Source organism: Thalassotalea montiporae, assembly GCF_053485855.1.
Genome location: NZ_JBQRUO010000002.1, coordinates 840,483 through 856,358 on the forward strand (window position 1 = coordinate 840,483; position 15,876 = coordinate 856,358).

General features: G+C 44.7%; 16 protein-coding genes. 7 read left to right on the forward strand and 9 right to left on the reverse strand.

Annotated features, from left to right (window positions below; translation table 11 throughout):
- Positions 1–20: 20 nt before the first annotated feature.
- From ACSLUR_RS10130 to lptM, 5 genes are all read right to left on the reverse strand, one after another.
- Positions 21–755 carry an HAD-IA family hydrolase gene (locus ACSLUR_RS10130; RefSeq protein ID WP_448554160.1) on the reverse strand — a complete coding sequence of 245 codons (735 nt, stop codon included), beginning with the start codon at positions 753–755 and terminating at the stop codon, positions 21–23.
- An 81-nt stretch (positions 756–836) separates the two neighbouring features.
- Positions 837–1,535: a DUF484 family protein gene (locus ACSLUR_RS10135; protein WP_448554162.1), complete on the reverse strand. Its 699-nt coding sequence runs from the start codon at positions 1,533–1,535 to the stop codon at positions 837–839.
- Positions 1,532–2,362 (reverse strand): diaminopimelate epimerase, encoded by an 831-nt coding sequence (gene dapF / locus ACSLUR_RS10140; protein ID WP_448554164.1) that lies wholly within the window; start codon positions 2,360–2,362, stop codon positions 1,532–1,534. Before dapF ends, ACSLUR_RS10135 begins: the two co-directional genes overlap by 4 nt.
- Before the next feature lie 58 nt (positions 2,363–2,420).
- On the reverse strand, positions 2,421–3,668 hold the full coding sequence (lysA, locus tag ACSLUR_RS10145) for a diaminopimelate decarboxylase (protein WP_448554166.1): 1,248 nt from the start codon (positions 3,666–3,668) through the stop codon (positions 2,421–2,423).
- Positions 3,668–3,808 carry an LPS translocon maturation chaperone LptM gene (lptM, locus tag ACSLUR_RS10150; RefSeq protein WP_147301995.1) on the reverse strand — a complete coding sequence of 47 codons (141 nt, stop codon included), beginning with the start codon at positions 3,806–3,808 and terminating at the stop codon, positions 3,668–3,670. Before lptM ends, lysA begins: the two co-directional genes overlap by 1 nt.
- A 118-nt stretch (positions 3,809–3,926) precedes the next feature.
- Here lptM and cyaY point away from each other — a divergent pair, with 118 nt between their 5' ends.
- The 6 genes from cyaY to ACSLUR_RS10180 are packed head-to-tail and all read left to right on the forward strand — an operon-like array spanning position 3,927 to position 10,654.
- Positions 3,927–4,247: an iron donor protein CyaY gene (gene cyaY, locus ACSLUR_RS10155; protein ID WP_116016137.1), complete on the forward strand. Its 321-nt coding sequence runs from the start codon at positions 3,927–3,929 to the stop codon at positions 4,245–4,247.
- 36 nt (positions 4,248–4,283) lie between these two features.
- Positions 4,284–5,207 (forward strand): hydroxymethylbilane synthase, encoded by a 924-nt coding sequence (gene hemC, locus ACSLUR_RS10160; RefSeq protein WP_448554169.1) that lies wholly within the window; start codon positions 4,284–4,286, stop codon positions 5,205–5,207.
- Positions 5,197–6,021, forward strand: coding sequence for a uroporphyrinogen-III synthase (locus ACSLUR_RS10165; protein ID WP_448554171.1), 825 nt, complete (start codon positions 5,197–5,199; stop codon positions 6,019–6,021). Before hemC ends, ACSLUR_RS10165 begins: the two co-directional genes overlap by 11 nt.
- Positions 6,011–7,276: a uroporphyrinogen-III C-methyltransferase gene (locus ACSLUR_RS10170; RefSeq protein ID WP_448554173.1), complete on the forward strand. Its 1,266-nt coding sequence runs from the start codon at positions 6,011–6,013 to the stop codon at positions 7,274–7,276. The genes ACSLUR_RS10165 and ACSLUR_RS10170 overlap by 11 nt, the downstream gene beginning before the upstream one ends.
- A complete protein-coding gene (locus ACSLUR_RS10175) occupies positions 7,273–8,451 on the forward strand; it encodes a heme biosynthesis HemY N-terminal domain-containing protein (RefSeq protein WP_448554175.1) in 1,179 nt (392 codons plus the stop codon). The genes ACSLUR_RS10170 and ACSLUR_RS10175 overlap by 4 nt, the downstream gene beginning before the upstream one ends.
- A 4-nt stretch (positions 8,452–8,455) precedes the next feature.
- Positions 8,456–10,654, forward strand: coding sequence for a sensor domain-containing diguanylate cyclase (locus tag ACSLUR_RS10180; protein ID WP_448554177.1), 2,199 nt, complete (start codon positions 8,456–8,458; stop codon positions 10,652–10,654).
- A 93-nt stretch (positions 10,655–10,747) separates the two neighbouring features.
- Here the strand turns inward: ACSLUR_RS10180 and fre are convergent, their stop codons facing one another.
- The gene (fre, locus tag ACSLUR_RS10185) at positions 10,748–11,443 is read right to left on the reverse strand and encodes an NAD(P)H-flavin reductase (protein WP_116002176.1); all 696 of its coding nucleotides are present in this window, start codon (positions 11,441–11,443) and stop codon (positions 10,748–10,750) included.
- A 23-nt stretch (positions 11,444–11,466) separates the two neighbouring features.
- Positions 11,467–12,948, reverse strand: coding sequence for a 4-hydroxy-3-polyprenylbenzoate decarboxylase (ubiD, locus tag ACSLUR_RS10190; protein ID WP_448554179.1), 1,482 nt, complete (start codon positions 12,946–12,948; stop codon positions 11,467–11,469).
- A 125-nt stretch (positions 12,949–13,073) separates the two neighbouring features.
- Between ubiD and ACSLUR_RS10195 the strand changes: the two genes are divergently transcribed.
- Entirely contained in the window at positions 13,074–13,568 is a 495-nt protein-coding gene (locus ACSLUR_RS10195; protein ID WP_448554181.1) for a hypothetical protein, read from the forward strand.
- A 52-nt stretch (positions 13,569–13,620) separates the two neighbouring features.
- Here the strand turns inward: ACSLUR_RS10195 and ACSLUR_RS10200 are convergent, their stop codons facing one another.
- Complete coding sequence (locus ACSLUR_RS10200; RefSeq protein ID WP_448554183.1) at positions 13,621–14,358, reverse strand: substrate-binding periplasmic protein; 738 nt, start codon at positions 14,356–14,358, stop codon at positions 13,621–13,623.
- Between the two features lie 110 nt (positions 14,359–14,468).
- Positions 14,469–15,728 (reverse strand): transcription termination factor Rho, encoded by a 1,260-nt coding sequence (gene rho, locus ACSLUR_RS10205; protein WP_116002180.1) that lies wholly within the window; start codon positions 15,726–15,728, stop codon positions 14,469–14,471.
- Positions 15,729–15,876 lie beyond the last annotated feature (148 nt).

The window sequence follows — 15,876 nt, forward strand, 5'->3', positions numbered from 1 at the left end:
ACTCAAAATAGAAACTCAAATTAGGAACTCAAGTGGGGGGCTAAACCTGCTAATTCAGTCACATCGCTTAGCTCAATATGGGGTAAAACTTTCAATGGTTTGCCAACATCATAGCAAGACAACCAAGCAGCTTGGCAACCTGCGCGTAGCGCACCAAGAATATCTGCACGGCCACAATCGCCAACATGTAGTATATGCTCGCAAGCAATCGCTAAATCTTGTGCCGCTTGTTCAAATAAGTCGCCAGCTGGCTTCATTTTTAGACCATTGCCAGCGTGGTAAATATGGTCAAACTGGTCTTTTAGCCCAATAGCTTGGGTATCAACATTACCGTTGCTGATGGCCACAACAGGCACATGTTCTCTAAGCTGTTGTAACAGCTCAATGCTGCTAGTTGGCACCGAAAAATCGCTACGAGTTGCTAAAAAGTGTGCCATGGCTTGTTCTGCGAGTGATTTGGCTTGTGCCTTCTCCGCTCCCAAACTTGCAATACCAAGTTGGTAGGTGGCTAAACGCAATGCCGTAACATCGTGCCTTATTGCAGGGTTTTGCTCAATTGCGGCGGTGCGATGTGGTTGCCAAAAATGGCGATCAAAAGTAACTGTTTTGCCAGCTAATAGCGGTGACAATAATTGTTGAAAGTAGCCGGGCATCGCACGCTCGGTCGCAACCATTACAGGACGGTTGCTATAGAGCGTGTCGTCTAAATCAAAGCTGATAGCCTTGATGGGCTTTAACGTACGGTAAAATTTCAAGTGCTGACACCTTTGCCAATCATTTAATATTCTGTCAAACCTTACGCTAAGTTATAGCGCAAGGCTTAGAAATGGCAGATGTTATTGTTCAAGATGTTGAAATAACAGTTTAGCCACTAGCTTTTGGAATTGGCTAAGCAATAAGGTATCCATACGCGGATCAAAGTGATCGGCATCTTGCGAGCTAATCGCTAAAAACCCGATATCTTGACCAGCATGCTCGAGCTTAATTAGCACCACTGAGCCCGCAAATCCGTGACCAAATATTTGTTGTAGTTCACTTTGCTGCAATCGACCAAAATAATAATCTTCGTTTGCTAAGCGCGTTTCTATGACCGACTGGCAATCGTTTACGATCACGCTGTCGTGTGCTGGCGTTGCATGGTTAGCGATAAAACTAGGCGTTAACCATAATTTTAATCCTGACAGAGAAAGCAGCTCTAAGGTTGCACGTGCAAGAACATCTAATAATTGTGTAACATTTTTGCTATCAATTAACTGCAAATACAAATCGCTGTACAAGCGAAACAGTTGCTCATTATTGTTAGCAACCGACATTAACTGAGTAATTTCTTCCTCAAGCCCCTGAATTTTTTGTCTTAGTTGGGTTTGTTGACGCTCAACTAGTGAGACTGTGCCACGATGTGGGTCTTGCAAACGCAAAGACGTAATCAATGATGAGTTGCGGCTAAAAAACTCAGGATTATCTTCAAGGTAACGCACAACGAGATCGTCTGTTAACGGCAAATCGTCGGCGTGTAACGGGTTTTGTTCATTCATATATGTATTTGACCATCAAAAACATGAGCAGCCGGGCCAGACATTTTCACCGGGTGGCCTGGACCCTTCCAAAATATCCGTAGTTTACCGCCAGGCAATTCAACAGTAACTTGTTTATTCAATTTTTTCTGTGTTTGACCAATCACCACAGCCGCACATGCGCCGCTGCCACAGGCTAATGTTTCACCAGCACCACGCTCAAAAACGCGTAATTTAATAAAGTCAGGTGAAACCACCTGCATAAAGCCAACATTGACTTCTTTTGGGAATCGCTCGTGGGTGGATAACTCTCGGCCTAAGGTTTCTACTGGCGCAGTGTTAATATCGTCAACGGTCAGCACGCAGTGTGGATTGCCCATAGAAACAGCGCCACACAGCACAGTATCATGTTCGGTGCGCATAATGTAAGTGCCTTCAACCTTTTGCGCTTTAAAGGGAATTTGCGCAGGTTCAAATTGAGGTGTTGGCATATTCACTGAGACATTGCCATCACGCTCAACGTAAAGCGTCATTTTGCCAGAAGAAGTTGAAACGCGAATCTTATTGCGGTTAGTAAGCCCTTTGCTGCGCACGAAACGAGCGAAACAGCGAGCACCATTGCCACATTGGCCAACTTCACTGCCATCAGCGTTGAAAATTCGGTAGTGAAAATCTAAATCTGGGTCATAAGGGGGTTCAACAACCAAGAGTTGGTCAAAGCCAACGCCAAAATTGCGGTTTGCCAGTTTTTTTATTTGATCATTCGGCAAGTATACGTTCTGGGTAACATTATCAATGACCATAAAGTCATTGCCCAAGCCGTGCATTTTTGAAAAATTAACCAGCATATTTAGTGTCTTTCTTTACTTCTTATTAGCTGTTGTTAGTCGTTGATGATGCTGACGACTAAGGTAAAAGGTGCTCACCCTGCCACAGTTGCTCAATTGTTTCGCGCTCTCGCACTAAGGTACTGGTGTCGCCATCAACCATAACTTCAGCGACACGTGGACGGCTGTTGTAATTAGAGCTCATGGTAAAGCCATAAGCACCAGCCGAGCGCACCGCCAGTAAATCACCGGCTTTAATGGCTAATTCGCGGTCTTTACCGAGAAAATCACCCGTTTCACAAATTGGCCCAACAATATCGTAATTGATGCTCGGCTCATCTTGGCGCTGCTCAACAGGAATAATATTCTGCCACGCTTGATAAAGTGATGGTCGTAGCAAGTCATTCATCGCAGCATCAACTATGGCAAAGTGCTTATCTTGATTGGTTTTTAAGAACTCAACTTCGGTCACCAAAATACCAGCATTAGCCATTATGGCGCGGCCCGGCTCGTAAATCAGGGTAATGTTGCGGTCGGCAGTTTTCTCAGCAATTGCTTTCGCGTATTCATTAGGGTGCGGTGGTTGTTCGTCGTTATAACACACGCCTAGGCCGCCCCCAACATCGATATGAGAAAGCTTAATGCCTTGTTCGGCAAGAGTATCAACCAACACTAATACGCGATCGAGTGCGTCCAGAAACGGCTGTACTTCGGTTAGCTGTGAGCCGATATGACAATCAACCCCTTTAATGTCGATATTGGCAAGCGTCGCTGCGTGTTGATAAAGCGCGGGGGCTTCTTCAATGCTAATACCAAACTTATTTTCTTTTAAGCCTGTGGAAATATAAGGGTGTGTGCCCGCATCAACATCTGGATTAACGCGAAATGACACAGGCGCCTTTTTGCCCGCCTTACCTGCAACGTGATTGATGCGCTCTAGCTCAGCAGCAGATTCAATATTAAAACAGTAAATACCGTGGGATAGGGCATAAGCGATTTCGTCAGAGGTTTTACCTACTCCAGAGAAAACTACTTTGGCAGGGTCACCACCAGCAGCTATCACGCGGGCTAATTCGCCCTTAGAAACAATGTCAAAACCTGAGCCTAAACGCGCCATCACGTTCAACACCGCTAAGTTGCTATTCGCCTTCACCGCATAACATACCAGGTGAGGGAGTTCACCTGCCGCTTGATCAAAGGCATGCCAGTGACGTTCGATTGTCGCACGCGAGTAGACATAAAGCGGCGTTTGATATTGTTTTGCTAGCTCAGTAACAGCGCACGCTTCTGCATACAAGGAGTCACCTTGATAGTTAAAATAATCCACTAGTTTTCTCCTGCATCCGATACTGGCTGTTCTTGCTCAGGCTGCTCTGGCGTTTGATAAAGTGGCGCTTTTAAGCCACAACCAGCAAGCAGACAAAGTACAAAAAAGCAGGCACAAATTCGGTTAAGTTTTGTTTTCATTTTTTAATAAGTTAGCAGGCAAAAATTAAGGTAATACGCTGGTATTACGGCATGTGACTGGTATTATACGCACATGCACATCTACAAATACAAGTGTTATCACTCTTGGATCTGATAAATGAACGATAGCCAATACAATTTCATTGCTGACGAGTTATTACTCGCGGTAGAAGAAGCCATTGAAGACTGTGGTACAGACATCGACTACGAAGGTGTTGGTGGCATGCTAACCTTGGCATTTAAGAACGGCAGTAAAATTATCATCAATAAGCAAGCGCCACTGCACGAAATTTGGGTTGCCACTAAGTTTAATGGTCACCATTTTGTGTTAGAAAACGACCAATGGCGTGACAAACGTGCTGGCGATGAATTTTGGCAGTTTTTGTCTGCCGCCGTTGCCAAACAAGCAGAAGCTGACATTACGTTAGCACAACCATAAGCGCTAGTTCCTAGCACTCAGCCGTAAGAGATCATCATGACCACAGTAAGAATCGCGACTCGCAAAAGCGCTTTAGCCCTATGGCAAGCGGAATACGTAAAAGCTCAATTAGAGCACTTTCATCAAGATATCACCGTTGAACTTGTCCCTATGACAACCAAAGGCGATATAATTCTTGACACACCACTGGCTAAAGTGGGCGGTAAAGGCTTGTTCGTTAAAGAGCTAGAAGTTGCCATGCTAGAAGGGCGCGCAGATATTGCCGTGCATTCGATGAAAGACGTACCTGTCGATTTTCCAGAAGGTTTAGGGCTGGAAGTTATTTGCCCTCGTGAAGACCCGCGCGACGCTTTTGTTTCAAACACTTACGCCAGCATTGACGAGTTACCAGAGGGTGCCATTGTTGGCACCTCAAGTTTGCGTCGTCAGTGCCAGCTAAAATCGCAGCGTCCCGATCTAGATATTCGCGATTTACGCGGCAACGTGAATACGCGCTTGAAAAAGCTTGATGACGGCGAGTACGACGCGATTATCCTTGCCTCGGCAGGCCTTATTCGTTTGGAAATGCCAGAGCGCATTAAAGCCTACATTGAACCAGAGCAAATGTTACCGGCGAATGGTCAAGGTGCTGTCGGTATTGAGTGCCGTACCGATGATGAAACCATCAAGCAATTGTTAGCACCGCTAGAATGCCAAGAAACTCGTGTTCGAGTACTGGCCGAGCGCGCTATGAACCGTGCACTAGAAGGCGGTTGCCAAGTGCCAATCGGCAGCTACGCTACTATTGAAGACGACGAACTGTACTTACGTGGTTTAGTTGGCTCAGTTGACGGTAGCGAAATTATCGAAAGCGAAATTACTGGTAGCGTTGAGCATGCTGAGCAAATCGGTCAAAAACTTGCCGATACGCTATTAGGCTTAGGTGCTAAGCGCATTCTTCAGCAAGTTTATGGCGACTAACAAAGTCAATAAATCGCACCTTCAGGCGAGTAGTTCAAGCAAGCCAAAATTGCTGATTACTCGCCCTGAGCCACAAGCTCAACAATTAGCTAGCCAACTTAACTTAGCTGGCTATCAAACCCTTTGCCAACCTATGTTTGCATATTCAGCCGCAGGCAATCAAAGTCAACTAAGCCAAGTACTTAATACGCACCAGCCCAGCATTATTATTTTTGTTAGCAAAGCTGCAGTCGAATGGGCGAATAAAATACTTCCCCTTAGTGCTTGGCCAACTGCCACCACAGCCATTAATGTCGCCGTTGGTAGCGTAACCCTTACCGCTTTGCATCAACTGGGTATCAAGCAAGCTATTTGTCCACCTCAGCATGACAGTGAAGGAATGCTGGCACTGCCTGAATTAAGCCAAGTAACCAACAAAAATATTCTTATTGTGCGCGGCAATGGCGGTCGGGAGCTACTGGCAAATGAACTGGTTATACGCGGTGCAAATGTTCGCTATTTCGAAAGTTACTATCGCCAGTGGCACGAGTTTGATCCGCATCAAGCCCAGCAGTGGCGCAGCCAAGGGGTAACAGGCATTATTGTGACCAGTCAGGCATTACTTGAAAGCACTTGGCAATTAACCCAAAATGGAACTCATTCTGAGCATAATAATAATTTTTGGCAAAACACCTGTTTATGGTTTGTTGCCAGCACGCGTATTGCACAACTCGCAAGAGAATATGGGCTTAAGCACGTGATTTGTACTCACGGCGCAAGTGATCAAGCCATCATCACCACGCTGAACCAATTGGAATCTATAAATGACAACTAACACAACGCCGGAGTCGGCTGATAACAACGCAAAGTCATCTAAGGTTGAGTCATCAGCCAGTGCAACAAAAGTTGCTCCGAAAAAAGCGCCTACGTCCACTCAATCACAGCCTCGTGCACCGCAAGCAGATAACGCTATTTCGAAAGTCGGCTTGTTGGCTTTAATATTGTCGGTTGGCGCATTCGCGACTATCGGTGGTGGATACTTTTGGCTACAAGAACAGCAAAAGTTAATGCTTAGCGAGCTGACTCAAAACCAGCAACAACAAAATACCAGCGTTGAACAAAGCTTAAAACAAGCCTTAGCAAGCCAACAACAAAGCACACTCGCACAAATTCCACAATTGGCAGAACAAGCGGTTGCACCAGCAATATCACCAGTACAGCAAGAGCTCGCGCAGCTAAAAGCGCTGACTTTAAGTTTACAACAAACGAAAAATACGCCGTGGCAGCTAAAAGAGGCAGAATACCTGATCCGCGTAGCTAGTCGTTCACTGTGGTTAGAGCAAGATGCCCAATTGGCAACTCGCTTACTTAACGAAGCGGATGACAAGTTAAAAGCAACTAAGAACCCAGAGTTCTTGCCTGTGCGCAAGCTGATTAGCCAAGATATTGCGGCATTGAACTTACTACCAGAATTAGCAACTGATGACGTTATTCTCACCTTGATGGGTTTAGCCGAGCAAGTTAATCGCTTACCAATTGCGATGGCACATTTACCAACGCCAAGGGAAGCAGAGCCCGATCTAGAGTTGTCTGATGACATTGCCGACTATAAAGAAAACCTTGCCAAGACATGGCAGAAAATAGCGAATTACTTCTTTACGGTTAAACGCCGTGCAAGCAACGTTGAAGCATTGCTTAGTCCTGAGCAACAAAACATTTTGCGCCAAAACTTAATACTTAAGCTACAACTTGCCCAATGGGCCGCTAGCCAGCATAAAAAAGCGCTATACCAAGAATCGCTAGTTAAGGTGAATGCATGGTTAAGTGAGTACTTTGATACTGATTCACCTGAGGTAACAGGGTTTATCGACACTGTGACAGCAATGAATAATCAAGTCATTAGCCTGAGCTTACCGAGAAAGCTTGAATCTTATACTGCCATCAGCCGCTTGGTTCAAAGCAGCGCACGAAGCAATGTACCAAGTGACGCGCCGGGTGACGTGCAAAATGATACTTCACCCGCAGACAACGATGAAAATGAAAAGCGCAAAGCAGATAATGAGCAAGACTCAGCTGGAGCTATTTTATGATCAAGCTAATTCTGATGACCTTATTTGTGCTTGCGGCAATTGCGGTAAGCCCATTACTGATTGGTGAAAAAGGCTACATTTTAATTGCCTTGGGTGATCTCACGATAGAGTCGACTGTCGTTACTGCCACCTTTTTCCTAGTCGTATTATTTATTATCTTGCTGTTTACACTGAAGGTATTAAAAGGTGGCGTTAAGCTAAGTACAGGCACTTGGCACAAATTCGCTTTTGCCAACAAGCGTCGCAGCGAGCGTGACTATCGCAAAGGTATTGCCGAGTATTTGCTGGGCAACCACCAACAAGCAGAAAAACTACTAGCAAGCAGCGCTGATAAAAGCCACTCACCACTGACAGCCTACTTAGTTGCCGCCAAAGCTGCCCATCAGCAAAACGATAGTGTAAATGCCGAACGCTACCTGCAATTAGCAGATCATCAAGGGCAGAATGTAAAAGAGCATGGCATTGAAAGTATTTTGGTGCAGATAGACATTTTGATGGCAAACAAACAATGGCAAAAAGCGCGTGAGATGCTTGATAACTATCACACGCATATTGGCCATGATCACCGGCTACTCGCTCATGAAATAACCCTGAGTATTGCCGAACAACGTTTCGAGCATGCGATTGATTTTATTGCCAAGGCGAAAAAACAAAAAGCGATCAGCAATGAGCAAATCAGTGGCTGGCAACAAGCGGCTTATTTGGGACAGTTTGAGCAGCTAGTGCATGATAAAAGTGCCCAAACACTCGATCAATACTGGCAACGCCTAGCGCGTAAACTTAAGCAAGATAACGATATTATTGCTGCTTACTGCCAAGTATTAGCCAAGCACCAATTAACCGAACAATTAAACCAGTTGCTATTGCCAGTGATTAAGAAAGGTAAAAACACTTACCTTATCAATAAATTAAAAACCACCCCGCTTGCCGCGCCAAGCGAGGTGATTAAGGCAACGCAGCAACACTTGCAAAAAGACCAACACAATCATTTTTGGTTAAGTTGTTTAGGCCACTTTGCACTGAGCGACAAACAATGGCCATTGGCAGAGCGGGCATTTCACAGTATCGCTTCAAGCGCCGAGCCAATCACTTCCCTTGATGCCAAAGGATATGCACGCGCTTTAAGTGAGCAGGGTAAATATCAGCAGGCCGCGGAGCTATTGATAAGCTTGTAATCATATGACAGCAGTACCTACGTCGACTCCATCAGGCAATGCCCAGCCAAACCAGTTTCACCCGATTGCGGTGGCAATGGTACTGGGTCTTATAGGAGCATTAATTAACTGTTTCCCATTTCCGTTTCTACCGGAAGTAGAGTTAATTTTTGGCAACACTATGATTATAGTGGCTGCCATGTGTCTCAAGCCGCAATGGGCACTGCTGACAGCCTTATTAACGGCAACACCGCTTTATTTTACTTGGGGTCACCCATTTGCCTTTTTAACCTTTGGCCTTGAAGCCCTAACAATCTCGTATTTACGCACTAAGGGGTTCTACGTTTTATTCGCCAATATTGGCTATTGGTGCCTCATTGGTATGCCGTTAACAGGCTTTCTGGTCTGGCTGAAATTAGAACAAGGTACAGTGTACTGGTTATTTATTTCACTAAAGCAAGGGTTTAACGCGGCACTGTACACAACAATAGGCTGCTTACTTGGCTTTTTGCTGAGCGACCAGCTAAACGCCAACTGGTCACAACAACCGCCACTAAAGAAAAAGCTAAGACACCAACTGAACTATGCCATTGTTCTGGTAACCACCTTAGGTTTGTCGGCAACAACGCTTTTTATCAGTCGTGATTTAATCCTTGGAGCACAAGAAGTTGTTGAAACAACTTTAGAAGACAGATCGAGAAAATTTGCTGAAATCATTGATATTTCAATGAAAAATCAACAAAGTGCGATAGCCTTAGCCGCTAACTGGCTGAGTGCAATCCCAGCCAACCAATGGCAGCAATCGCTAGAGCAAGTGCATCAGAGTTATACGGGCTTTCTTACCATGCTAGTAACTGATCACAACGCCAATATAATCCACGCGAGCCCAAGCAAATTGCTGTCGGTAGACGCCAAACTTAATGTTGCAGATCGCGACTACTTTCAGCAAGCGATGTTGACCCAATCGCTCTATATTTCGCCCGTGTTTAAAGGTCGAGGCTTTGGTAATGACACTATCGTGGCAATCAGTACCCCTATTTTTGATAGTGCAGCCCCCAATCAGCCAAAAGGTATTGTTGAAGGCTCTGTTGACCTTAGTTTTATTGGCAAAGTTACGGATGCAAAGTTAGGGTCAGAAGCAATAAAAGTAGTGGTCACCGATCAGCACGACAATATTATTTATGCCCACCCCTCATTCAACTTAGAGCCTCTCTATCTGTTTGATACGGAGCGCGTGGTCGACACCTCCATCCAAGACCGACTGATTATTGAAAGTTTGCCGGATAAGCAGTTTGCTTACGCCATGACCACAGCAACCATGAATTGGAAAATTTATACGCTGATTGACTACGACGTTACTGTTAAAGAAATTGAGCGCGAATACCTAGTGATCTTCTTCGCTTTAATATTCACCTTGCTGTTAACGACGGTTCTTGCGCATCGCATCGGTAATCGCATCACACGCCCACTGCGATTTATCATCAAGCAAGTCAATAAATACGACAATAAAACCATTACCGAATTTGCGCCGCTTTACCAAGTAGCAGCGACTGAAATTGATCAGCTCTACAATGAGCTTAAATCGGACAAACGTTCGGTAAAAGAGTATCAGCAGCAGTTAGAGTCTAAGGTTCAAGAGCGAACCAAAGAACTTAACGAAGCGAACCAAAAACTCAAAGCAAGAGCCAATATAGACAGCTTAACAAAAGTGTATAACCGCCATTATCTAGACAGCCGCTTTGAGCAAATTCAAAAAGCTGCTCAGCGCAGTGGCGATAACCTGTCTGTTGTCATGCTGGATTTAGATCATTTCAAACGCTTAAACGACACCTATGGTCACATTACAGGTGATAAGGTGCTGGTTGCTGTCGCTGAAGTGATTAGCCGGACGTTTAGCCGCGAAACCGATCTGGTCGCTCGCTTTGGCGGTGAAGAGTTCGTGATAGTTGCTCCTTATATTTCACCAGAGGCACTCTCACAGAAGCTTGAGTCTTTGCGATCAGCGATAGCAGCACTGCAACTGAGTGACTCTTCAGGTCAAGCCATTACGACCAGCGCAAGCTTTGGCGCAGTGATCGCTAAAGCGAGTTTTGCCGACAATATCGTATGTTGGATAAAAGTAGCTGACGCTTGTTTATATCAAGCAAAAGGTAATGGCCGAAACCGAGTCGTGCTAGACGACCAAACGGCAAGTGAGCAAATGGTAGAAGAAGCGGAGCTTTAACTTTTTAAGTTAGCTCCGTATTTTTGAGGAGAGAGCTTAGATGTCGCTCCCTAGGAATATGTAACGCTTAGCCTTACCTAACTTTGCCTAACCTTAAATAAACGCAAAGGCATCAGCGTACATATGGTCGATATTCGCGCCATGCTCAACAAAATCATTGCGCACTATACCAACCATATCAAAGCGGCCAGCCAAATAGATGTCATAAGGTTCAAGGCTAACAATATCTTTCATAACCGCTTGATGCACTAAGCCTGTTTGGCCTTGCCATGCCTCATCCGCCTGCTCAACAACAGGAATAAAACGCGCGTTAGGTAATGATTCAACCATGGCTTTCGTTTGCTCTAGCTCATAACATGCATCCTGCGTGCGTAAGCCCCAATAAACCAATAGTGGACGCTCTGTGCCTTGCTTAGCCAAGTGCTCGAACATCGATTTAATGTAAGAAAAACCTGTACCACCAGCCATTAATAATAATGGACGCTGGCTTTCTTCACGTAAATGCGCATTACCCATTGGCGCTTCGATCGTCACTGAATCACTGTTCTTTAGTTTTTCAATTGCTTGCATTGCATAGCTGTCTTCACCAAAAGCACCGATTTGTAACTCAATTAGCGATTGGTGAGGTGCACTGGCAATCGAAAATGCACGCTTGTCATCTTCTGCCATCACTAAATTAAGATATTGGCCAGGCTTGAACGTCACCGCTTCATTGGGTGCGAGCAACACTTTGTATACATACGGGGTTAAGTTGGTGATCTGTTCAACCCGGCATTCAATGGTATTCATCTACAATAATTCTCTTATGTCTTTTATTTGGAGGCTTTCGGGACTATCGCCAATTCTTGCCATATTTCATCTACCTGCTGCTTCACTGCCTCATCCATGACGATTGGCTCGCCCCATTCTCGGTCAGTCTCTCCTGGCCATTTGTTGGTGGCATCCATCCCCATTTTTGAACCTAAGCCAGACACTGGCGAAGCAAAGTCTAAATAGTCGATTGGCGTGTTATCAACTAACAGGGTATCACGACTGGGATCCATTCGCGTAGTAATTGCCCAAATCACATCTTCCCAGTCACGCGCATTCACATCATCATCGCAGACGATGACAAATTTGGTGTACATAAATTGGCGCAAGAAAGACCACACCCCCATCATGACGCGTTTGGCATGACCTGGGTATTGCTTCTTCATGGTGACCACGGCCAAGCGATAAGAACAACCTTCAGGTGGTAAATAAAAATCAACAATTTCAGGAAATTGCTTACGTAATATCGGCACAAACACTTCGTTTAATGCAACACCTAAAATGGCTGGCTCATCTGGCGGACGGCCAGTGTAAGTGCTGTGATATATCGGATTTTCCCGCATCGTTACATGAGTAACGGTAAATACAGGGAATTCATCTACTTCATTGTAATAGCCAGTATGATCACCGTAAGGGCCCTCTGGCGCTGTTTCATTCGGCGCAATGTAGCCTTCCAGCACAATTTCTGCTGTTGCTGGCACTTGCAGGTCATTACTAATGCTTTTTACCACCTGCGTTTTACTGCCGCGTAATAAGCCAGCAAAAGCATATTCAGACAAGGTATCAGGCACTGGGGTAACAGCCCCAAGAATCGTGGCGGGGTCGGCACCTAAGGCAACCGATACTGGGTAGTTCTCACCTGGGTTTACCTTCTTAAATTCTTGAAAATCAATCGCCCCACCGCGGTGTGATAACCAGCGCATAATTAACTTGTTTTTACCTAGTAGCTGCTGGCGATAAATTCCTAAATTTTGGCGCTCTTTATGTGGACCTCGAGTGATTGTTAGTCCCCAAGTAATGAGCGGGGCAACATCACCAGGCCAACAATGTTGAATCGGTAACTTGGTTAAATCGACCTCGTCACCTGACATCACAATTTGCTGACACTCTGCTTTTTTCACCACTTTGGTTGGCATGTTCAGTACTTGTTTGTACAGCGGTAACTTATCTAATGCGTCTTTAAAGCCTTTTGGTGGCTCAGGCTCTTTTAATGTTGCCAGTAGCTGACCAACTTCGCGCAACGCGGCAACATTTTCTTGCCCCATTGCCAAGGCAACACGCTCAGAAGTACCAAAAAGGTTAGTTAATACTGGCATATCAAAGCCAATAGGGTTTTCAAACAACAAAGCAGGACCTTTGGCACGAAGCGTGCGGTCACTTATTTCTGTCATTACCAACTCGGTAGAAATAGGCTGCTTAATTCGTTTTAGCTGACCGATTTTTTCCAGTTGCTTGATAAAGTCGCGTAAATCGCTGTATTTCATATTATATTTTGCTCAAAAATAGTGCTGCTATTATAACTTGCGACGCTAGCGCTCGCTATGTCCTAACGTGAATTTACGTAATACTGCTAAGGTTAGACTGGACTACTACGAACTTGAGACCAATTATGACCAGTAAAGTTATTATTTTGCTTATCGCATTAACTGCTTTTGCTTCAAGCGCTTGTGACGACAAAAGCCATCGACAGTTCGATTTCTGGATTGGTCACTGGCAAGTAACGAACAGTGCCAATGATGAGGTCAGTAACAGTAAAGTTTCCTTGATTAACAATGGTTGCGGCATCTTAGAAGAATACCAAACACCATCCGGCTTTGAAGGAAAGAGCCTCAATATTTATGATCAATTGTCCAAACGTTGGCATCAAACCTGGATTGATAATACTGGCCTATTGCTGCAACTCGATGGTGAGTTTAAAGGTAATGTAATGACCTTAACAGGTGAGCTGATAGTTCCACACAACCCGCCAGTGATGAACAAAATTACGTGGCAGCGGTTCAGTGAAGAGGTTGTAGTTCAGCGTTGGTATACCAGCCAAGATAACGGGAAAACATGGGAGCTAGTATTTGATGGATATTACGAAAGAGTTAAACCTGATAATTAGCCTAGTCTTTGATGCAAGCTAGCTACTTTTAACAACTAATCGAAATGAGGAATTATGGAAGTAAAGGCGGCTTAACTTGCGCCGCTTCACGCAGACGTTTAATCAACTCTTTGTGTGTTGTTTGACTGGCGGCAAGCCACAGTGTCTTAGTTTCAATATCAACAGGTAGCACTTTCACAAAACGATGACAGTCATGCCGAGTTAACACACAAGACTCCATAAAATGACTTGAACTCGCTGGAATAACGTCAATACGGTTATTCATTAACTTATCAAAGTTTTGCTCTGCAAATGGAACAGCATGTATTTGGGTAAAGCCTGACGCTCTTAAGTGTTGGTCAAGCATAGAGTTGATTACAGTACCGACTCGCATCGATTTAATGCTGTGCTCGGTTATCTCTTTACTCTGCATCACTTGCGCTGTGCTGTAAAAATTATAATCGAGGCTAACTACCGGCGTTACCCACTGATAATCTTGCTCGCGTGAGGGCGTGCGCGCTAAGCCAACAATCAGAGTGTTGGGAGCCGTTTTAGCTTGCTCTACCGCTCTTGGCCAAGGAATTAGCTTGAACTGATACTCACCGAGGTTGGCTTTTTGTAGCACACTTTTAACTTGCTCAGCCATTAGCCCTTGGTAATTACCGCGATGCATGTACTGCAACGGGTAGGCATCTTCAACCAACACATCTATTTTAGCGAGTTTTGGCTCAGCACTTATCGCCTTAAAGGCTAGCAGCATGCTCGCCAGTAGAGTAAATAGTTTCAGTGTCAACTGTGATCGGTGTTTCATTAAATAGTATTGATTGTGTTGTCAGCAACTGGTGCTTTCGTTATGCGCTTTATCGAGCCTGAAAACAAAAAACACCAGCTTAGCCGGTGTTTTTCAATCAAAGAATCGTACTACTTACGTTTCATTGAGTCGAAGAATTCATCGTTGGTTTTGGTCATTGCCAACTTATCGATAAGGAATTCCATGGCATCGATTTCGCCCATTTCGTGGACAATCTTGCGCAAAATCCACATTTTTTGCAGTTCATCTTGCTTAGTAAGCAATTCTTCGCGGCGCGTACCACTGCGATTGAAATGAATTGCTGGGAATACACGTTTTTCAGCTACTTTACGAGATAGGTGCAGTTCCATATTACCTGTACCTTTGAATTCTTCGTAAATAACTTCATCCATTTTCGAGCCAGTATCCACTAGCGCGGTGGCAATAATGGTTAAGCTGCCACCTTCTTCGATGTTACGCGCAGCACCAAAGAAACGCTTAGGACGGTGCAACGCATTGGCATCAACACCACCCGTTAGGATTTTACCTGATGATGGAATTACGGTGTTGTACGCACGTGCCAAACGAGTAATTGAGTCGAGCAAGATAACCACATCTTTTTTGTGCTCAGTTAAGCGCTTCGCTTTTTCAATGACCATTTCAGCCACTTGTACGTGACGACTAGCTGGTTCGTCGAACGTAGAGGCAACCACTTCACCTTTTACTAGGCGCTGCATTTCGGTAACTTCTTCTGGGCGCTCGTCGATAAGCAATACCATTAATTCACACTCAGGGTGGTTATGAGCAATGCTTTGTGCAATGTTCTGAAGTAATAGCGTTTTACCCGCTTTTGGTGGTGCCACAATCAAACCACGTTGGCCTTTACCAATTGGTGAAGCTAGGTCTAATACACGGGCAGTAATATCTTCTGTAGAACCATTGCCGCGTTCCATCACCATACGTGAGTCACAGTGAACAGGCGTTAAGTTTTCAAATAAAATCTTGTTACGTGAGTTCTCTGGCTTATCAAAGTTAACTTCATTAACTTTTAACAGCGCAAAGTAACGTTCGCCATCTTTTGGCGGACGAATCTTACCTTGAATCGTATCACCAGTGCGTAAGCTGAAACGGCGAATTTGACTTGGTGATACATAAATATCGTCTGGGCCAGCAAGGTACGAAGAGTCAGCTGAACGCAAGAAGCCAAAACCGTCTTGTAAAATTTCCAACACACCGCTACCGAAAATGTCTTCACCGCTTTTAGCATGCGCTTTTAGAATTGCGAAAATAATGTCTTGTTTACGGTTACGAGCTAGATTATCAAGCTTCATCGACTCGGCTAAAGCAACCAATTCGCTGATAGACTTCTGTTTGAGTTCAGTAAGATTCATAGTAGATGTTCTTAAACAATAAAATGTTGTTATGTGTTGCCTGCTGGCAGTGCTTGGACGTAAGAATAGGGTTTAGGTATGTGTTACTACAGGGCTAAAGTTAGCATTAAAAACTTGCTAGGTAAAGTAAGCGCCTTGTTTATTCTAA